The sequence below is a fragment of the Acrocarpospora phusangensis genome, assembly GCF_016862995.1.
Lineage (GTDB): Bacteria > Actinomycetota > Actinomycetes > Streptosporangiales > Streptosporangiaceae > Acrocarpospora > Acrocarpospora phusangensis.
On record NZ_BOOA01000032.1, the window covers coordinates 79,038 to 96,572 of the forward strand.

Sequence of the window (17,535 nt, forward strand, 5' to 3'; positions counted from 1 at the left end):
GATGGTGCCGGGCACGCCTGGCTTGTACGGCGTGCCCGGCCGTGAGCGGTCAGAGTCGTTCGAGGATTCGCTGGAGTTGCAGGATCTGGGCCTGTTGTGACGATGCGACGGACATCGCGAATCGTTTGACGTCGGGGTTGCGGCCCTTGGCCTGTTCGGTCTCGGCCATCTGGATGGCGCCCTTGTGGTGGGCGATCATCATCTCGGTGAACTGCTTGTCGAAGTCGGTGCCTTTGGCTTCGCGTAGGGCGCGCATCTTTTCGTCGGACATCATGCCGGGCATGCCGGGCATGCGTTCCATGTCGCCGGTGGGCAGGGGTTTGCCCCAGTCCTTGAGCCAGTCGCGCAGGGTCTCGATCTCGGCCTCCTGGGTTTCCTCGATCTCGTCGGCCAATTCCTTGATCTCGGGATCGGTGGCCCGGGACTGGGCCAGTTGCGCCATTTCGACGGCCTGCTGATGGTGGGGGATCATCATCTGGACGAACAAGACGTCGGCGTCGTTGATGGAGGCGGTCGCCGGGGAGCTGGGTGTGGGCGTCGGGCTCCACGTGTTGTTCGCGGGCGTGGGGACGTATCCGGACGATGCCGTATCGCCACCGCCGACGCAGGCGGTGAGCAGGACGAGCGCTCCGGCCGCCGCGGTCGTCGCGGATGTGAGGCGCAGGGCGATCGAGGATTGTGCGTGCATTTGCGGCGTGACTCCTGTTAACGGTAGCTCTGTGACCAGTGCTAATTCCGGTTCTAGGAACGTTCCATTCCCCGGGCAAGATCAGAAATTCGCGTGGGAGCGCCGCGCTCCCGAAGCCGCCATCGGAATGGTCAGGGGACGCCGCCCACCGCGTCGAGTACGGCCTTCGCCGCGTCGGTGCCCCGATCCAGCTGGCCCCGATCCAGGCGGGTGAAGCTGTTGACGATGTCGACCGGCCACCACCAGGAAGCTTCGGCGAGCAGTCCGTCGCGCCAGGCCAGCACCGTCGCGTAGGTGACCACGTCTCCGTTGTCCGTACTGGTGGGCTCGGTCACCGTCATCGCCGCGCCGTTCCAGCCGTGGTGACTGATCATCCAGCTGGAGCTGGAGTAACACTGCACATACGCCCGCATTGTCGCCTTCGTCAGCTTCTCGGCTTCTTCGGGTGAGGTCAGCCAGATCCGGACGCTGAGAGGGGCGGCGATCTCCGCTGCCCCCAGCCGGGTGGAATAGCCGGGAGCATCCTGCGGCGGCGCCAGTTCGTCCTTGTCCTTGGCGGGGCAATGCCCGATGCCGACGTTCAGCGGTGGCGGCCCGCTACCGGGGTAGGGAGGTTCGGCCCGATGGCCGTCCAATCGTGCGGCGATTTCCGCCGCCGAATTCACCGGTGTCTCGGGGGCAAGCAGCGGGGGCACCGACGCATGCCACTGGCAACTCGCCGCGAGCAGGACGACCGCCATCACCGGCACCCACTTCATACGACCAAAATCGTAACGGATGCCACGCTGTCGCCCTTAGCGAAATCCAACGGACAAAGCCACTCCCAGGAACACCCACGCCACCCTGATGACCGGCCTGCGGCGTCCTCGGATGTCATGCATTGCCCTGGCGGTCGGTTTGGCTAGTAGACGTAGCTGATGCCGAAGATCAGGAGGGCGAGGCTGCCCAGGGCGTTGACGACGAGGGTGACGCCCAGGCGGATCTTCCAGGCGACGATGGCCGGCACGATGGGGATGGCCGTGGCGATCATCCAGACCATGAACGCGTTGTCCTGGCAGTCGCCGGTGCATTCCTGGGCGGGAGTGGACACCAGGACGCTGACGCCGTACACGAAGGTGAGGACGAGGGCGGAGACGATGGCGAGGGCGGCGTCGGCCACGTACATGACGGGGGGTCGCTTCTGCGCGGGCTCGCTGGTGAGCGGGGGACGGCGGGAGAACCACACCATGGAGCGGGCCCCTCTTCGGTGGGACGGGACGGATACATGGTGAGCATTCACCTAGCTGGGTGATTTCGCCCGGCATTACGAATTTTCGTGTGTCTCTCTCGCACATCTGCTCACGGGAATGAACTGTCACCGGGGGAGTAGGTCCGCGGCCGTGACCGGTCGATCACCATGGGGTGACGTTGTCAGCGACTGGGGGCACATGATGTCGACGCCGAAGCAGGATCCGCCGCCGGGGCCGCAGCGGTCCGGCCTGGGAGTCCGGGTCGAAGCGGAACCTCTGGCGAAGAAACGAAAAACCAAGTCCTCATCCCGGACGACTCGCCATAAATCACCATCCAAGCCCAGGAAAGCCCAGAAGTTCACCGGTCGCGGGGATGCCGACGACCCCATCGAGGTCTTCCCGGACTCTTCTCCGAGACGCTCCGCACTCGAAGACGACCCGATCGAGGACTTCCCGTCCTCTCCGCCACGACGCTCGCCCCTGGAAGACGACCCGATCGAGGATTTCCCGTCTTCGCCACCACGCCGGCGGATGACCCTCGCGAAATCAAAAGCCCAAGAACGCCACCGGACACCCCTGACAACCAGCCTCCGACTCGCTCCCTCGCTGACAACAGGCTCCCTGTTCAGAACAGCGCCCCGGCCGGCGAGTTCAGATTCCCGTCCAGAACGGGGGACCGGCACGGCGTCGGGCGGCATCCTCATCCCGGACTCGCAGCCGGTGCGACGCAGCGGAGCGTCCGGCTCGGGCGACGTCCTCGTTCCGGATTCCCAGCCGGTACGGCGAAGTGGAACGTCAGGCCGGAGTCTGGGTCCTGGCTCAGGCGACATCCTTGTCCCCGACTCCCAGCCGGCGCGGCGGAGCGAAACGTCAAGCCGATTCCCCCGACCGAGCGACATCCTCATCCCGGACTCTCAGCCCATACGGGGGATCGGGAAGGTGGACCCGCGCATGGTCCGTGGGTCGAGTGACATCTTCGTTCCGGACTCCCCGCCGGTGCGGCGGAGTGGCGCGGCCAGCCGGGGTGTGATTCCTGACTCGGGTGACATCCTTGTCCCCGATTCCCCGCCGGTACGGGGCAGCGGCACGGGTGACATCGTCATTCCGGAGTCTCAGCCTGAGCGGGGGAGGGGAACGCTGAGCCGGGGTTTCGTCCGGGAGCCGGATGAGGACATGGCCGATAACTTCTTCGTGCCGGACTCTCAGCCGGATCGTCCGGTCAGGGAGTCGCGGCCCGAAGTCATCGTCATCGAGGACTCCGATTCGGATGATGGCGTTCTCGAGACGGGAATCCAGGCACCCGCGACGACGACTTCTTCGCGGGTTCTCATCAACGTGGACCCCGATCTGGATGACAGGCCGGTCTTCGGGGAGCCTGCTCGTACCAGCGTGATCGAGCTTGAGCCGCCGCCGGTCATCACGCGCGAGTTTGGAACGCTCCGCCAGCGTATGCCCTTCCGGGACTTCAAAGATCTTCTGGCCTTCACCCGCGACAACGAAGAGCTCACCGCGCGGTTGTTACGCGCGCTCAGCCCTCCGGCGTCCGCCGACGAACCGGTGGCGCGTTTCTGGCTGGCCGAGGTCCGCAAGGTGGTCCCCGGCGAGCCGACCGCCCTCGCGGCGCACCTGAACCAGCCCGCGACCGCATGGCGGGTGATCTCCAAAGCGCTCAACCTCAAGGACGCGGACGCGATCGGCGTCCTCGCCGAACTCCACTGGACGAGAAATCGCGACGGCCGCGTCCTGGACGTGGAGTACAACAAACTGCGGGCGATGCTGCAGCTCGCGAAGGTACGGGACGCCTTCGACGAGAGGTTCGACCTCCTGCGGGCCCTGGAATGGCTGCCCGCCCCGGACCAGGTGTCCACCCAGCTGGCGCCGATGACCAAAGACGGCTACCCCCGCTACATGCAGGCACGCAAAGCGGCCGTGACCAGGCTGGAAAGCCGCATGAAGTCCAGGAGGGAGCAGTTGCTCGCCGACCAGACGCGGGAGGAATGGCTGAAGAGCCTGGCCACGGCTCCCGGACTGAAGGAGGAACGCGCGCTCGACCGCGTCGCCGACGTGATCACCTCGTTCAACGGCAGCCGGGTCTGCGTCGCGCTCATGCACAGCGACCGTGAGATCGGCGTCTTCGCCAACCACCCCGACGGCGACATGGGGAAGGATCTGGAAGCCCTGCTGCGCGCGTCCCGCGCGGTCGGCCAGGACGCCGAGAACCAGGTACGCGCCCTGGTGGCCCGGATCCAGGCCCGTGACCGTACGAGCAAGCAGAAGAAGCAGAAGCAGCAGCTCGCCCGTTCCGTCCAGCGCGCCGACATCAGGGTCCGCAAAGCCATCGCCCACCTGCGGACGCTGGAGGAACGGCATGGGCGCATCCGCGTGGTCGCGTACAACAGCCCGCTGCCGACCAGTGCGTCGGGCAGGCCCATGGAGGTGCACGCGGAGATGCAGGCGCTGGCCGTCGCCCTCGCCCATCCGACGGGCGCCAAACTGGGTGTCGGCCGGCTCTGCTGCTTCAAGTGCTGGCTCGTCCTGACCGACGTCTACCCCGGCGTCTTCCGGCGTACCCTCGCCACCCACATGAACGCCTACCCGTGGCCGACCCCGAGCTTCCTCCGCGACCGCGGGGCCCTGCGGCGCCTCTTCGGCGAAGATCCCCCGCCCGACGTACGGGACGCGCTGGACTCGGACAGGATTGGATGGGGTGCCCTGGCCAGCGCCTTCTTCGGCGCGACGGCGGTGAACGACGCCGACGGCACCGGCTACGCGTCGAGCCAGGAGTCCCCTTCCCCGCTGCCGGTGGCCCCGACGTGGGTGGACACCGACGACGAGGAAGCCGAGCCGCCCGTCGAGGAGGCCCCGCCGCCCGCGGAGACCCTCGACGCGTTCGACGCCTACCTGGACGCCGACGACGCCGACGACGCCGACGAACGGCCCGCCCCCGAGGAAGACCGCGGCGAGCCACGACCGACGGACGCGCCCACCCTCACACCCTTCACCAAGGTCAAACGCCCCTCCAGCCCGCACCCGCCCACGACCACGACCACGACCACCAACCCGATCCATACGGGCATTCCGCGGACGCCCTCCACAATCGCCCCGCGAACCCCGCCCAAGCCGAAGTCGCCGGGAGTGTCCCCGCGACTCCCGGATTCCAGCCCGGACACCCACACCCCGCCCGGCCGCGGCAGCAAGTCCCAACCCCGGAGACGACCGAAGAAGAAGACCTGATGGATGCCCTCAGCGATGCCTGTGATCGTCGGCAGGCACCGCTGAGGGCGGTCAGTGCCCCGTCGCGTACGGACGGGAGCAGATCAGGCGGCGGCGAGCTTGGCGCGGAGCGGCGCGAGGGCGGTGCTCCAGGCCACGACCTGGTCCAGCATGGCGTCGAGCGCCTGGTGCTGGAACTCGTTGGGCTTGAACACGCTGAAGTTCTCGAAGTCGTTGAAGAGCGACAACGCCACCTGGTTGCGTACGTCGGCCATCTGGAGTTCGCCGGCGATCAGGCGCAGGTGCTCGACGGCCCGCGCGCCACCGACCCCGCCGTAGCTCACGAATCCGACCGCCTTGTTGTTCCACTCGCCGTACAGGAAGTCGATGGCGTTCTTCAGCGCGCCCGACGTCGAGTGGTTGTACTCGGGCGTCACCATGACGAACCCGTCGAACGAGGCGATCTTGTTGGCCCACTCCAGCGTGTGCGGCTGGCTGTACTGGCCCATCGACGGCGGGTACACCTCGTCGAGGTGCGGCAGCTTGTAGTCGAGCAGGTCCACCAGCTCGAACTCCGCGTCGGTCCGCTGCGAGGCGACCTGGTACGCCCAGCGGGCGACGGCCTCCCCGTTACGCCCGGGACGGGTGCTGCCGAGGATAATCCCGATCTTGGTCATCGAAGGGCTCCACTTTCGTGCGACAGATAATTGCTTCGTCAAGCAAGCAACATAGTAGGTGGTTTCTTCGTCAAGCAAGTAGGGTGGGGGTATGACCGCAGCGCAGCCGTTGCCGCCCCTGACGCCAGACGAGGAAGCGCTGGCCCGCGCGCTCCCTCGCGTGATCTACGCGCTGCCCCGCATGCTGGACGCCGACCTGATGCGCGAGCAGCAGTTGCCGCTCATCGAGTACATGACGCTGATGCACCTGTCCGAGGCGCCGGGCCGGCTGCTGCGCATGGGCGAACTCGCGATCGCCTGCGAGCTCTCCCTGAGCGGGATGACCCGGATCGTCACCCGGCTGGAGGGCCAGGGCCTGGTCAGGCGGATCCGGTGTGACGAGGATGCCCGCGGCCTGAACGCCGTGCTCACCGACGCCGGCTTCGCCCGCTTGCGGCAGGCCTGGCCGAGCCACCTGGCCAGCGTGCGCCGGCACTTCTTCGACCACCTCGGGGACATCGACGTCGCCCAGCTCGGCCGTGCGCTCGGGTGCGTCGCGGTCGCCGAGGGCCGGTGCCCGGGGCACGAATAGCGTTCAGCCGATCTGGCGGGGGGAGCGGATCAGCAGGGTGGCGACGACCTCGTCGGGGCCGGCCGTGCCGTACACGTGGGGGACGTCGGCCTGCCAGGCGATGTGCTCGCCCGGTCCCGCCAGTAGCGGGGCGTCGGCCGGTCCGGCGCGCAGGACGCCCTGGTAGACCGTCACGTGTTCGGTGACGCCCGGGGCGTGGGGCGGTGACTGCTGGACGACGCCGGGCCGTACCCGCATGCGGAGCAGTTCGAATGTAGCGCCGGGTTCTTCGAAGACTTCCAGGAGGGTGGCCGTCACGGCGGCGCCGCGCACGTCGGCGGCGGCCGCGGGTTCGGCGCCGGGCTCCAGGACGAGCGCGGTCAGCGGCACCCCGAGCGCGCCCGCCACCGCGTAGAGCGTCTCCAGCGTGGGGTTGCGGGTGCCGAGTTCCAGGCCGGACAGTGTGGCCTTGCCGATCCCCGCGCTGCGGGCGAGCGCCGACAGCGAGATTCCGCGCGACTCCCGCAGCCGCCGCAGTCGGCTTCCGACACCCGTCTCACTCCCGTCCACCCGGCCATGGTGGCATTCCGTGGCCGGGCTTGTCCTGGCGTGTCCTGTTGGCTTATCGTGCGTTCCGTATACGGAACGATTTGTGGGGAGGTGCGCGTGCGGCTTCAGGCCATCGTGGCGGGACTGGTGAGCGCGATCGTCGGCTACGCCAGCTCGTTCACCGTCGTACTCGCGGGACTGCGCGCCGTCGGGGCCAGCCCCGGCCAGGCAGCGTCCGGGCTGCTCGCCCTCTGCCTCGGGATCGCGGTGTCAGCGGTCTACCTCGGGCTCCGGCACCGCATGCCGATCAGCATCGCCTGGTCCACGCCGGGCGCCGCCCTGCTCGCCGCGACCGGACCCGTGCCCGGCGGCTTCCCCGCCGCGGTCGGCGCGTTCCTCGTGTGCGCCGCCCTCATCCTGCTGGCCGGTCTGTCCCCGTGGCCGGCCCGCGCCATCGCCGCGATCCCGCGGCCGATCGCGGGCGCGATGCTGGCGGGCGTCATCCTCAGCCTCTGCACCGCCCCGGTCCGCGCCGTCGTCGACATCCCCCTGCTGGCCGTCCCCGTCGTCCTCACCTGGGCGATCCTGGTACGGTACCGCCGCCAGTGGGCGGTCCCGGGCGCCCTCGTGGCGGCGATCATCGGCATCGTGGCGCACGGACCGGCGAACGGCCTCTCCGGCGCGGCCCTCCGCCCGGCATTCGAGCTGACCGCCCCCACGCTCAACCTCTCCGTGGTGGTCAGCATCGCCGTCCCCCTCTTCCTGGTCACCATGGCCGCGCAGAACGTCCCCGGCATGGCCGTCATGGCCACGTACGGGTACACCCCGCCCCTGCGCCCGGTCCTCGTCACGACCGGCCTGGCCAGCGCGGCGGCGGCCCCGTTCGGCGGGCACGCCCTCAACCTGGCCGCCATCACCGCCGCCCTGACCGCGGGCCCCGACACGCACCCCGACCCGGACCGCCGGTGGATCGCCACCGTGGCCCTCGGCGCCGGCCAGCTGGCCCTCGGTCTCGGCGCGGGCCTGGCCATGGCCCTGGTCCTGCTGTCCCCGCCGGTGCTGGTCATCGCGGTCGCCGGCCTGGCGCTGCTGCCGGCCCTCGGCTCGTCCCTGGCCGCCGCGGTGACCGAACCCGAGGGGCGCGAGGCCGCGGTCGTGACTTTCGTGGTCACCGCGTCGGGCATGACGATCCTGAGCATCGGCGCGGCCTTCTGGGGCCTGGTCGCCGGCGCCCTGACCGCCCTCCTGCTGCACCGGCGCACCCCGTCGCAGGCCGTACCGGCCGAAGATCCCGGCCGGGAACTGACGTCCGCGGCCACGCGGGAAGGGCCCTGATCGCTCACTCGACGGCCGTGTTGAGTTCGTTTCGGCTGCGGCGCAGGAAGGCGCGCTCGACCTCGTTCTCCGTCCTGGCCAGGGCCGATTCGTAGGCGGCGCGTGCCTCGTCGTCCCGGCCGAGGCGGCGGAGCAGGTCGGCGCGCACAGCGTGGAACACGTGGTACCGGTCGAGGTCGAGGTCGTCGACGAGGGAGAGGGCCTCCGCCGGGCCGTGGACCTCGGCGACCGCGACCGCGCGGTTGAGCGCCGCCACCGGCGAGGGGGCCACCGTCAGCAGCTGGTCGTAGAGCTGGAGCACCTGGTTCCAGTCGGTGCCGCCCGTGTCGGTGTGCACCGCGTTGATCGCCGCCTGGATCTGGTACGGCCCCGGCCTGCCCCGCCGCAGGCACTGCCGGACCAGCGCGTGCCCTTCGGCGATCAGGTCGTGATCCCACCGGCCGCGGTCCTGGTCGGCCAGGCGTACGAGCACGCCCTCGCGGACCCGCGCGTTCCGTCTCGCCTCGATGAGCAGCATCAACGCCAGCAGGCCCACCGCCTCCGGCTCGTCCGGCATCAGCCCGGCCAGCACCCGCGCCAGCCGGATCGCCTCCGCGCCCAGGTCCTCCCGGGCCAGCCGGTCGCCGGAGGTCGCCAGGTAGCCCTCGTTGAAGATCAGGTAGATCACCGCCAGGACCGACCGCAGCCGATCGGGCAGATCCGCCTCCCGCGGCACCCGGTACGGAATGCCCGCATCGCGGATCTTGCCCTTCGCCCGGACCAGCCGCTGCGCCATCGTCGGCTCCGGCACCTGGAACGCGTGCGCGATCTCGGCGGTGGTGAGCCCGCCCAGCAGCCGCAGCGTCAGGGCCACCTGGGCGGCCGTGCCCAGCGCCGGATGGCAGCAGATGAAGATCAGGCGGAGGCGTTCGTCGCGCACAGCGCCCTCCTCCACGGGTTCGGTCTCGGCGTGCAGCAGCGCGGCCTGCGCGTGTTTGGCGTCCCCGGCGGCTTCCCTGCGCAGCCGGTCGACCGCCCGGTTCCGCGCGGTGACGATGATCCATCCGGCCGGGCTGGGCGGTGTGCCGGTTTCTGGCCAGAGCCGTACGGCCGTGGCGAAGGCGTCCTGGACGGCTTCCTCGGCGATGTCGAGATCGCCGAAGACGCGGGTCAGGACGGCCACCGCACGGCCGTACTCGGCCCTGAAGGTCTGTTCGATGGGGTGCATCAGCCCTCGTGGACGGGACGCACCTCGATCGGCAGCATGGTGGCCCGGCCGAGCTTGGCGGCCCATTCGAGTGCCGCGTCCAGATGCTCGGCTCGGATCACGGTGAATCCGCCGAGATGTTCCTTGCCCTCCACGTACGGACCGTCGGTGTAGAGCGGGTCGCCGTCCTTCGCGCGGACCACGGTGGCGGTGCTCGCCGGGTGCAGGCCCGCCGTGAAGACCCACGCCCCCGCGTCCCGCAGCTCCTGGTCCCACGCCCGCACATCACGCATGATCGCGCCCATGTCGATCTCGGCGGGCGGGTCGCCGTCGGGCTGGTAGACGCTGAGCAGGTACTGCTTCATGTCGAATCCTCCTCGTTCAGGTTCTCACCCCCTACACGAACGGGATCCTCCCGGATCGACACTCAGGCGATGCCGCCGTTGCTCATCAGCAACTGGCCGTTGATCCACTGGCCTTCCGGCGAGCAGAGGAAGTCGACGAGGTGCGCGGTGTCCTGCGGCGTGCCGAGGCGGCCGAGCGGCGTCGCCCGGAGCACCTGGTTCCGGATCTCGCCGGACATCCATCCGGTGTCGACCGGGCCGGGATTGATGACGTTGGCGGAGACGCCGAGGTGGGCGAGTTCGTGGGCGGCGGCCAGGGTGATCCGGTCCAGGGCGGCCTTGCTCGCGCCGTACGGGAGGTTGCCGACGGTGTGGTCGCTGGTCAGGCTGATGATCCGCCCGGTTCCTCTGGCGCCGGCGAAGCGCCGGCCGTACTCGCGGATCAGCAGCCAGGTGGCGCGGGCGTTGACGGCGAAGTGGCGGTCGAAGCTGTCGACGGTGGTGTCGAGAAGCCCGGAGTCGACCGATTCGCAGTGACACATCACCAGGGCGGTGACCCCGCCGAGGCGGCGCTCCACCTCATCGAAGATGAGCGCGGGAGTCGCCGGGTCGGCGAGGTCCGCTTCGACGGCGGCGGTGGCGGCACCCCTCTCCGCGAGGTCCTCGGTGATGGCGCCGGTCGCGCCGTGCTCGACTCCCCACGGCATGCGCAGGTCGTAGGGGGTCCAGTGGGTGAAGGCGAGGTTCCAGCCCGACGAGGCGAGCCGGCGGGCGACGCCGGCGCCGATGCCGACGGTGCGGCCGACGCCGGTCACCAGGGCCAGCGGGCGGGAGACGTTCTCACCAGGGGCAGTCACAGAAGCAGATCATTCGGGTTGCACGCCGTCGCGGGCAACCGTTTTGTTCACACACCGGGGATGAGCCGGGCCGCGCGCGGGTGGCGGGCGGTCATCGCGAGGGTGCGTACCGTGGTGCGGACGATCTGCTCCTTGATCAGCGCGGCGGGGCGGCCGGTGACGATGCGGTCGCGCGGGGAGTCGTCCTTGCCGACGAACTGGAGCAGCCCGTTGTGGCGGCCCAGGCTCATGCACTGGCTGAAATAGTGGAACTCCAGCGGCTGGGGCTCCAGGCCGGAGAGGTCCCGGTCCAGCACGAGTGGTTCCGCCACCTCGCCCAACGGCGGAAAGGTCACGGCCAGCGTCGCCTCGGCGAGGCCGTACACGGGGAGGAGTGCCTCCGGGGCGAGTCCGGTGGGCCGCATCGCCTGGGCGAAGGCACGCCACACCGCCGGGGAGATCGGCTCCGCGCCCACCATGATCATCCGTACCGCGGATAGATTGATTCGGGCGAGAGCGTCACTCGTGACACGGCGGGTCACCAGCGCGAGCGCGAAGTTCGCCGCCGGGAGCACTGTCGCCCGATGCCGCGCCGCCGCCTCCAGCCAGAGCGCCGGCCGCTTCGCGAACGACAGCGGCCCCAGCTTCACCTGCTTGATCCGCGCCGAGAGCGCCGCCAGGTGGGTGCCGATCAACCCCATGTCATGGAAGTACGGCATCCAGCTCGCCACCACGTCATCCGCCGTGACCCCGGTCGCGACCCGGATCTGCTCCAGATTGGCCAGCACAGCGGAATGCGTTAGTTCGACCCCTTTGGGCTCCCCGGTGCTCCCCGAGGAGAACTGCAGAAACGCCACCTCGCCCGATACGGGTAAGGACTCCGGAGCGGTCGCCTTAAGCAACATGTCCAGCGGGAGGACGCGCATGTCGTCCAGCAGCGGTGCCGTACCGGCATCCACGGCGACCGGAGGGCGGCCGAGGAACTCCCACACCGGCAGGATGCGGCGCGGGTCGGGGGCCAGCGGCACAGGCACCAGGCCGGCGGCGATGATGCCCCAGAACAGGGGCTGGAAGTCGTCGCTTCGGTCGGCGAGAAGGAGTACCGCGCTTCCGGGTTCCAGTCCGGTGTCGAGAAGCCCACCCGCGACTCGCAGCGACTCGTCCCGTAGCTCACGGTAGGTGACGGCCCGCTCGCTCCCGTCCCCGCGCACATGTACGATGACCTGCTCCGGCGCCTCCTCGGCCGCGCCCAGCAGCACATCCAGCAAGAAAGTTTCAGGCATCGCCGCCCACCCTTCCTCCGGCCACGCGGTCAACCTCCATCGAGATCACGGATTCATGCAAGAGGCTCCTCAAATGTCCTTCTTTCGTTAATCTCGTGATCAGAGGCCGTCTCACCCCCTTACGGCGTGACACGCCGTTCCATCGGGGTGACCGCGCTCAGACCTGACCTCCGACGCGCCGACGCCCTGGACTGGCCCATGACCGAACCGCACACCCCGCTGCTCATCCTCGGCGCCGGACAGCGCTGCGGCAGCACTCTCATTCAGCGCCTGCTGACCTCCCATCCGGGCGTCATGGTCTGGGGCGAGCACGGCGGCCAGCTCGGCAGAATCCTCGAAGCCGTCGACGGCATGCTGTCCTGGTCGGACGAACTGGGCGTGCAGGGCCGCGCCGAGTTCTCGCAGAGCTCCTACCAGGGCTGGATGGCCAACCTCACCCCCGACAACGAGCTGACCCTGCGCGCGCTCCGCCTCTTCGTCGACACTCTGTACGCCGAGCCGGCCGCCCGCCTGGACCGGCCGATCTGGGGACTCAAGGAGGTGTCCCTCACCCTCACCGACGCCCGGCGCCTCCACGTGATCTACCCCGATCTGGCCGTCATCCTGATCATCCGCAACCCCCGCGACGTACTGCGCAGCCTGGACGAATGGGAGCGCATCACCGAGGGCCGCTGGACCCGCGCCCTGACCGAGCAGGCGGTGGTGAGCTGGCAGCGCCTGGCGGCGGACTTCGTGGCACCGCCGGAGGCCGGGCCGCCGGTGCTCCGCCTGCGGTACGAGGACGTCGTCGCGGACCCCACCAACGCGGCCGACCTCATCGCCCGGCACACCGGCCTGGACGTGGCGGCCTTCGATCCAGGGGTGTTCGCCAAACGGGTACGCGCCGGCGGGGAATACGCCCGCCTGCCTCGCGACCTGCACATGTGGGACGCGCTGCCCGCCTCGATGCGTCAGCTGCTCGACCCGCCCGAAATCCAGTCACTCCTCGCCGCTTGCGGCTATCCGACCGCGTCTGTCCCAGACTGACACCTGCTGGGCGCTCTCGTCGTGGACGCCTCTCGCGTCCCAGCAGTCACGGGGCCGGGGCGACATGCCGTTCCCGAGAAGCGTCAGCGGGTTGCGCGATACGCCTTCACGTGCGCTGACCCACAGGCATCGCGCTGACGAGGTCCGTGAGCGTCGGCCCGAGGGGAGCGTCCAGCCGGATCAGGGCGACGTCGTCGCCGGCCGTCGGCTCCTGGTTGACGATGGCGATCGGGATGCCGAGCTCGGCGGCCCGCGCCACGAACCGGTACCCGGAGCGGACCGCGAGCGAGGAACCCAGGACGAGCAGCGCGCGAGCCCCGGCGACCTGGGCGAAACACAGATCGACCCGCGGGCGGGGCACGTTCTCCCCGAAGAACACCACATCCGGCTTGAGCAGACCGTCGCAGGCCAGGCAGTCCACGACCCGGAAGGCCGCGACGAGCTCGTCGGGCAGGACCGCGTCGCCATCGGGGTTGAACTGGTGGGCGGTGACGTCCCAGCGTGGGTTGGCCTCGCGCAGCCGCCGGTCGAGGTCGGCGCGAGGGCTCCGCTCCCGGCACCCCAGGCACACGACCCGATCCAGCCCGCCGTGCAACTCGGTCACCCGCCGGGCCCCGGCCGCCTGGTGCAGTCCGTCCACGTTCTGGGTGATGACCGCCTCGACCAGGCCATACCGCTCCAGGTCGGCCACCGCGCGGTGCCCCGCGTTGGGTACGGCCCTGCGCATCTGCCGCCACCCGACATGACTGCGCGCCCAGTACCGCCGCCGCGCCTCCGCACTCCCGGCGAACTTCTGATACGTCATCGGCTCAGCGCGACGCCCCCGCCCGGTCGGCCCCCGATAGTCGGGAATGCCGGACTCCGTGGACAGCCCCGCCCCGCTCAGCACGACCACACCACCTGCGGCCACCAGCTCCGCCAGCTCCCCGACCGAGCCCGGCCCCGCGCTTCTCACCCCTATATCGTGCCCCATGGCCGGAATAGGTCAGGCATAGCATGCAATTCCCGGCAATCACCCTCAATGATGCTCTGCGCCGCGGCCGCGCTCATCCTCTGCGCGCTGGCGCCGTCAATCGGCGTGCTCCTTCTCGCGATCATCGCGCTGGGGCTGACGACCGTCGCCGGGCAGATCCTCACTCCTGGATGGGGCGCCATCGCGATCGCCGGTATGACGCTGAGCTGCCTCGCCCTGGCCATCTGGGCGGCGGGACGCCGGAGCGCGCTCCTCGTTCCGGAACCGCGATAGCTGTCAGGGGTTCAGCCGCGTTGGATCAGCTGGTCGGCCAGGGTTGGGAGGTCCGGTGCGGTGATGTCGGGTTGTGGCGATGAGGGGAGGGGGAGCGGGGCGTTGCCGGGGCGGGTGATCAGGGCGGCGTGGTAGCCGGCGCTCTGGGCGCCCATGGTGTCCCAGACGTGGCAGGCGATCATGAAGCAGGAGGAGGGCGGGACGCCCAGGTCCTGGGCGACCATGTGGTAGGGCTGTGGGGCCGGCTTGTAGGCGCGTACCGTCTCGACAGTGAACTGCTGTTCGAAGAAAGGTGCGAGGCCGGCGTACTCCAGGGGGCTCGGGCCGCCGGGGTTGGCGGGGGAGTTGGTCAAAGTGACCAGGCGGAAGCCCGCGTCCTTGAGGAGGGTCAGGCCCGGCTTCACGTCCGGATGGGCGGGCATGGTCAGCATTGCGTGCCGGATCTCCTCGACGTCGGCGTCGGTGACCTCCACGCCGTGGATGTCGCCGACCATCGTGAGCGCGCCCTGACCGAGGGTGAAGAAACTCTCCCAGCGCCCGGCCAGGGTGAGCGTCATCGAGTACGTGATCAGCTGGCCGAACCACTCCCGCACGACCCGCCGGTCACCGAAGAGCTTCTCGAAGAGCGGGCCGATCGACTCCAGGTCGAGCAGGGTCTCGTTGACGTCGAAGACGAGCACCGAAGGCTCGCCGCGCATCCGCTGGTTCATCGTTGTCATCCCCCAGGCGTCCCTACCCCCCGCCAAGAACCCGACACTTCCGGCGTTAGCGGGCGAACGTTTCGACGGTGGTGGAATCATTACCGTCCTAGCCTGGGCGCATGGGACAGCAATCGACCGTTTCCGTGCTCAGAGGCGACGCCGACATCGCCGCGATCGGCGCGCTGGTCGCCGACCCGGCCCGGTGCCGGATCCTGCTCGCCCTCAACGACGGCCGCGCCCTGCCGGCCAGCCGGCTGGCAGCCGAGGCCGGGGTCAGCCCCGCCACCGCGAGCAGCCACCTGGGCAAGCTGACCGAGGGCGGGCTGCTCGCCGTACAGGCGCATGGACGGCATCGGTACTACCGGCTGGCGGGGCCCGAGGTCGCCCGGCTGATCGAGGCGTTGCAGCAGTTGGCGCCCGAAGTGCCGATTCGCTCGCTGCGGCAGAGCACCCGGGCGAAGGCGCTGCGCGAGGCCCGTACCTGTTACGACCATCTCGCGGGGCGGCTGGGTGTGGAGATCATGGCCACGATGATCGAGCAGGGCCATCTGACGGGCGGGGACGGCGCCTACGATCCGTCGCTCGCGCAGCAGGATCGGCCCAACGGGTACGGCCACGACGCCGGCTACGTGCTCACCGAAGCCGGGCAGGGCTTCCTCGCGGGCTTCGGCGTGCGTATTCCGCCGCGACGTACGGTCGTCCGCTACTGCGTGGACTGGAGCGAACAGCGCCACCACCTGGCCGGAGCCCTCGGCCGGGGCCTGCTCGACCGGCTCACCGAGACCGGGTGGATCCGCCGGGCCGAGGTCGCCCGCGTCGTCCACGTCACCGACCTCGGGTGCGAAGGGCTGCGCGACACCTTCGGCATCGTCCTCGCGCGTTAGTGCAACCCATGGGTTGCGCCCGAATCGCCGGATGTGCAACTCTGGAGTTGCATCCGAACACGGTGACGAAGGAGTACGCTCATGACCGACGATCGCATTGAACGCGAAACCCTGATCGAGGCCTCCCTGGAGCGGGTCTGGTCCCTGGTGACCCAGCCCGGGTTCTGGGTGGCCGACAAGGCGAGCCTGCCCGGGACCGTGGCCAGAGAAGGCGAGTCGATGGTGGCGAAGAACCCCGAGTACGGTGAGTTTCCCGTGCGCGTGGAGAAGGTCGACCCGCCGACGTACGTGGCCTACCGCTGGGCCAGCGCGTTCCCCGGCGAGGACCCGCGCGAGGACAACAGCACGCTCGTGGAGTTCACCCTGACCCCCGAAGGCGACAGGACGCGGCTCCGCGTCGTCGAGAGCGGCTTCGCGGCGCTGAACGGATCCGAGGACCTGCGCGGCCGAGCCCTGCGCGACAACACCAGCGGCTGGGGCCAGGAACTCGACGCGCTCAAGTCCCGCGCCGAGTAGCCGGCAGCGTGACAGAGGAACCGTGACAGAGGAACGTAGCGCCGACCTGGTGGACAGCGTCCTGGCCGCGCTGGCCGACCCGACGCGACGTCAGCTGCTCGACCTTCTCGCCGCGCACGGCGAGGCCACGGCGACGACGCTCGCCGAACGACTGCCGGTCTCACGCCAGGCGGTGGTCAAGCATCTGGCCGTCCTGGACGCCGCCGGGCTGGTCTCCGGTAGCCGGGTCGGCCGCGAGGTGCGGTACGCCGTACGGCCCGCGGCGCTGGACGCGACGGCGCGGTGGATGGCCGCGCTCGCGGCCGACTGGGACCGGCGGCTGGCGTACATCAAGCGTGTCGCCGAAGCGGTGGAGGATCCCCGCTGACCGCTCCACGATCAGGTCCGTGACCCGTGCGCGGGGGCCATTGGTCACGGACCGGAGCGGTTTCGCCACGCGTCGTCAATTCTTGGTTGCTGAAGGGACCATCACGTGACTGCTCCACGTCTCAGCGGCAGGCAGCGCTTAATCCTGCTTGTCCTGCTCGGTGCGGGTTTCATGCTCTCCGTCGATTTCTCGATCCTCAACGTCGCCCTGCCGGAGGTCGGCGCGGGCGTCGGCCTGGGCCCGGCCGGACTCCCGTGGATCGCCTCCGCGTACGCGCTGCCCGCCGCCGGCTTCACCCTCCTCTTCGGCCGGCTGGCCGACCTGTTCGGCCGCCGCCGGCTGTTCCTGTCCGGCATGGTGGTGCTCACCGGGGCGTCGCTGCTCGGCGGGTTCGCGGCGAGCGCCGAGATGCTCCTGACCGCGCGGGTGCTGCAGGGCTTCGCCACCGCGATGGCCATTCCGGCGGCGTTGTCCCTGCTCACCACCACGTTCGCGGAGGGCGCGCTGCGCGACCGCGTGCTCGGGCTCAACGGAGCGCTGCTCTCCGGCGGCTTCACCGTCGGCGCGCTGGCCGGGGGTACCCTCGTCAGCCTGCTGAGCTGGCGGGCCGCGTTCTTCATCAACGTCCCGGTCGCGGTGGCCATCCTGCTGCTCACGCCCTTCCTGATCCGCGAGAGCAGCTCGCCGGGACGGGTCAGGCTGGACCTGCCCGGAGCCGTGACCGTGACCGGCGGCCTGCTGGCCGTGATCTACGCGGTCATCGAGAGGCACCTGCTCGCGGCCGTGGCCGGCGTGCTGCTGCTGGCCGTGTTCTGGCTGGTCGAGCTGCGTTCACCAGCGCCGCTCGCCCCGGTGCGCATCCTCGGGCGGCCGTCGGTGAAATGGGGCAACTACGCGGGATTCGT

20 protein-coding genes are annotated in these 17,535 nt (G+C 69.8%); 9 read left to right on the forward strand and 11 right to left on the reverse strand.

Features of this window, described 5'->3' with window-relative positions; translation table 11 throughout:
- Window positions 1–49 precede the first annotated feature (49 nt).
- From Aph01nite_RS20280 to Aph01nite_RS20290, 3 genes are all read right to left on the reverse strand, one after another.
- Entirely contained in the window at window positions 50–688 is a 639-nt protein-coding gene (locus Aph01nite_RS20280; protein WP_204042500.1) for a DUF305 domain-containing protein, read from the reverse strand.
- Window positions 689–819: 131 nt separating this feature from the next.
- The gene (locus Aph01nite_RS20285) at window positions 820–1,446 is read right to left on the reverse strand and encodes a hypothetical protein (protein ID WP_204042501.1); all 627 of its coding nucleotides are present in this window, start codon (window positions 1,444–1,446) and stop codon (window positions 820–822) included.
- 143 nt (window positions 1,447–1,589) lie between these two features.
- Window positions 1,590–1,916 (reverse strand): hypothetical protein, encoded by a 327-nt coding sequence (locus Aph01nite_RS20290; RefSeq protein WP_204042502.1) that lies wholly within the window; start codon window positions 1,914–1,916, stop codon window positions 1,590–1,592.
- A 1,174-nt stretch (window positions 1,917–3,090) separates the two neighbouring features.
- On the opposite strand from Aph01nite_RS20290, the gene Aph01nite_RS20295 reads away from it, so the two are divergent.
- Window positions 3,091–5,151 carry a hypothetical protein gene (locus Aph01nite_RS20295; protein ID WP_204042503.1) on the forward strand — a complete coding sequence of 687 codons (2,061 nt, stop codon included), beginning with the start codon at window positions 3,091–3,093 and terminating at the stop codon, window positions 5,149–5,151.
- A gap of 83 nt (window positions 5,152–5,234) precedes the next feature.
- On the opposite strand, the gene Aph01nite_RS20300 is transcribed toward Aph01nite_RS20295, so the two are convergent.
- Window positions 5,235–5,807: an NADPH-dependent FMN reductase gene (locus Aph01nite_RS20300; protein WP_204042504.1), complete on the reverse strand. Its 573-nt coding sequence runs from the start codon at window positions 5,805–5,807 to the stop codon at window positions 5,235–5,237.
- 91 nt (window positions 5,808–5,898) lie between these two features.
- Between Aph01nite_RS20300 and Aph01nite_RS20305 the strand changes: the two genes are divergently transcribed.
- Window positions 5,899–6,378, forward strand: coding sequence for a MarR family winged helix-turn-helix transcriptional regulator (locus Aph01nite_RS20305; RefSeq protein WP_204042505.1), 480 nt, complete (start codon window positions 5,899–5,901; stop codon window positions 6,376–6,378).
- Window positions 6,379–6,381: 3 nt separating this feature from the next.
- Here Aph01nite_RS20305 and Aph01nite_RS20310 read toward each other — a convergent pair whose 3' ends face one another.
- A complete protein-coding gene (locus Aph01nite_RS20310) occupies window positions 6,382–6,927 on the reverse strand; it encodes a helix-turn-helix domain-containing protein (RefSeq protein ID WP_204042506.1) in 546 nt (181 codons plus the stop codon).
- A 96-nt stretch (window positions 6,928–7,023) separates the two neighbouring features.
- Here Aph01nite_RS20310 and Aph01nite_RS20315 point away from each other — a divergent pair, with 96 nt between their 5' ends.
- Complete coding sequence (locus Aph01nite_RS20315; RefSeq protein ID WP_239161831.1) at window positions 7,024–8,241, forward strand: benzoate/H(+) symporter BenE family transporter; 1,218 nt, start codon at window positions 7,024–7,026, stop codon at window positions 8,239–8,241.
- Between the two features lie 4 nt (window positions 8,242–8,245).
- Here Aph01nite_RS20315 and Aph01nite_RS20320 read toward each other — a convergent pair whose 3' ends face one another.
- The 4 genes from Aph01nite_RS20320 to Aph01nite_RS20335 form a co-directional block, all read right to left on the reverse strand.
- The gene (locus tag Aph01nite_RS20320; protein WP_204042508.1) at window positions 8,246–9,448 is read right to left on the reverse strand and encodes an RNA polymerase sigma factor; all 1,203 of its coding nucleotides are present in this window, start codon (window positions 9,446–9,448) and stop codon (window positions 8,246–8,248) included.
- The gene (locus Aph01nite_RS20325) at window positions 9,448–9,792 is read right to left on the reverse strand and encodes a YciI family protein (RefSeq protein WP_204042509.1); all 345 of its coding nucleotides are present in this window, start codon (window positions 9,790–9,792) and stop codon (window positions 9,448–9,450) included. Before Aph01nite_RS20325 ends, Aph01nite_RS20320 begins: the two co-directional genes overlap by 1 nt.
- Window positions 9,793–9,854: 62 nt before the next feature.
- Window positions 9,855–10,628, reverse strand: a complete 774-nt coding sequence (locus Aph01nite_RS20330) for an SDR family oxidoreductase (RefSeq protein ID WP_204042510.1) — start codon at window positions 10,626–10,628, stop codon at window positions 9,855–9,857.
- 47 nt (window positions 10,629–10,675) lie between these two features.
- Window positions 10,676–11,890, reverse strand: coding sequence for an AMP-binding protein (locus Aph01nite_RS20335; RefSeq protein WP_204042511.1), 1,215 nt, complete (start codon window positions 11,888–11,890; stop codon window positions 10,676–10,678).
- A gap of 126 nt (window positions 11,891–12,016) precedes the next feature.
- Between Aph01nite_RS20335 and Aph01nite_RS20340 the strand changes: the two genes are divergently transcribed.
- Entirely contained in the window at window positions 12,017–12,916 is a 900-nt protein-coding gene (locus Aph01nite_RS20340) for a sulfotransferase family protein (protein WP_204042512.1), read from the forward strand.
- A gap of 106 nt (window positions 12,917–13,022) precedes the next feature.
- Here Aph01nite_RS20340 and Aph01nite_RS20345 read toward each other — a convergent pair whose 3' ends face one another.
- Window positions 13,023–13,871 (reverse strand): NAD-dependent protein deacetylase, encoded by an 849-nt coding sequence (locus Aph01nite_RS20345; RefSeq protein ID WP_239161832.1) that lies wholly within the window; start codon window positions 13,869–13,871, stop codon window positions 13,023–13,025.
- A 66-nt stretch (window positions 13,872–13,937) separates the two neighbouring features.
- On the opposite strand from Aph01nite_RS20345, the gene Aph01nite_RS20350 reads away from it, so the two are divergent.
- A complete protein-coding gene (locus tag Aph01nite_RS20350) occupies window positions 13,938–14,162 on the forward strand; it encodes a hypothetical protein (RefSeq protein WP_204042514.1) in 225 nt (74 codons plus the stop codon).
- Between the two features lie 11 nt (window positions 14,163–14,173).
- Here Aph01nite_RS20350 and Aph01nite_RS20355 read toward each other — a convergent pair whose 3' ends face one another.
- Entirely contained in the window at window positions 14,174–14,872 is a 699-nt protein-coding gene (locus Aph01nite_RS20355) for a haloacid dehalogenase type II (protein ID WP_204042515.1), read from the reverse strand.
- Between the two features lie 110 nt (window positions 14,873–14,982).
- Between Aph01nite_RS20355 and Aph01nite_RS20360 the strand changes: the two genes are divergently transcribed.
- The 4 genes from Aph01nite_RS20360 to Aph01nite_RS20375 form a co-directional block, all read left to right on the forward strand.
- Entirely contained in the window at window positions 14,983–15,747 is a 765-nt protein-coding gene (locus Aph01nite_RS20360) for an ArsR/SmtB family transcription factor (protein ID WP_204042516.1), read from the forward strand.
- Between the two features lie 81 nt (window positions 15,748–15,828).
- Window positions 15,829–16,263 (forward strand): SRPBCC domain-containing protein, encoded by a 435-nt coding sequence (locus Aph01nite_RS20365; RefSeq protein WP_204042517.1) that lies wholly within the window; start codon window positions 15,829–15,831, stop codon window positions 16,261–16,263.
- A gap of 22 nt (window positions 16,264–16,285) precedes the next feature.
- Window positions 16,286–16,630 (forward strand): ArsR/SmtB family transcription factor, encoded by a 345-nt coding sequence (locus Aph01nite_RS20370; protein WP_239161833.1) that lies wholly within the window; start codon window positions 16,286–16,288, stop codon window positions 16,628–16,630.
- 105 nt (window positions 16,631–16,735) lie between these two features.
- Window positions 16,736–17,535: MFS transporter (locus tag Aph01nite_RS20375; RefSeq protein ID WP_239161834.1), on the forward strand; the 800-nt coding region annotated here is incomplete at its 3' end.

Excerpts from the sequence above, each read along its gene's own strand:
- Aph01nite_RS20280 (WP_204042500.1), bottom strand. The coding sequence starts at position 688 with ATGCACGCACAATCCTCGATCGCCCTGCGCCTCACATCCGCGACGACC.
- Aph01nite_RS20285 (WP_204042501.1), bottom strand. The coding sequence starts at position 1,446 with ATGAAGTGGGTGCCGGTGATGGCGGTCGTCCTGCTCGCGGCGAGTTGC.
- Aph01nite_RS20290 (WP_204042502.1), bottom strand. The coding sequence starts at position 1,916 with ATGGTGTGGTTCTCCCGCCGTCCCCCGCTCACCAGCGAGCCCGCGCAG.
- Aph01nite_RS20295 (WP_204042503.1), top strand. The coding sequence starts at position 3,091 with ATGGCCGATAACTTCTTCGTGCCGGACTCTCAGCCGGATCGTCCGGTC.
- Aph01nite_RS20300 (WP_204042504.1), bottom strand. The coding sequence starts at position 5,807 with ATGACCAAGATCGGGATTATCCTCGGCAGCACCCGTCCCGGGCGTAAC.
- Aph01nite_RS20305 (WP_204042505.1), top strand. The coding sequence starts at position 5,899 with ATGACCGCAGCGCAGCCGTTGCCGCCCCTGACGCCAGACGAGGAAGCG.
- Aph01nite_RS20320 (WP_204042508.1), bottom strand. The coding sequence starts at position 9,448 with ATGCACCCCATCGAACAGACCTTCAGGGCCGAGTACGGCCGTGCGGTG.
- Aph01nite_RS20325 (WP_204042509.1), bottom strand. The coding sequence starts at position 9,792 with ATGAAGCAGTACCTGCTCAGCGTCTACCAGCCCGACGGCGACCCGCCC.
- Aph01nite_RS20335 (WP_204042511.1), bottom strand. The coding sequence starts at position 11,890 with ATGCCTGAAACTTTCTTGCTGGATGTGCTGCTGGGCGCGGCCGAGGAG.
- Aph01nite_RS20350 (WP_204042514.1), top strand. The coding sequence starts at position 13,938 with ATGATGCTCTGCGCCGCGGCCGCGCTCATCCTCTGCGCGCTGGCGCCG.
- Aph01nite_RS20355 (WP_204042515.1), bottom strand. The coding sequence starts at position 14,872 with ATGAACCAGCGGATGCGCGGCGAGCCTTCGGTGCTCGTCTTCGACGTC.
- Aph01nite_RS20360 (WP_204042516.1), top strand. The coding sequence starts at position 14,983 with ATGGGACAGCAATCGACCGTTTCCGTGCTCAGAGGCGACGCCGACATC.
- Aph01nite_RS20365 (WP_204042517.1), top strand. The coding sequence starts at position 15,829 with ATGACCGACGATCGCATTGAACGCGAAACCCTGATCGAGGCCTCCCTG.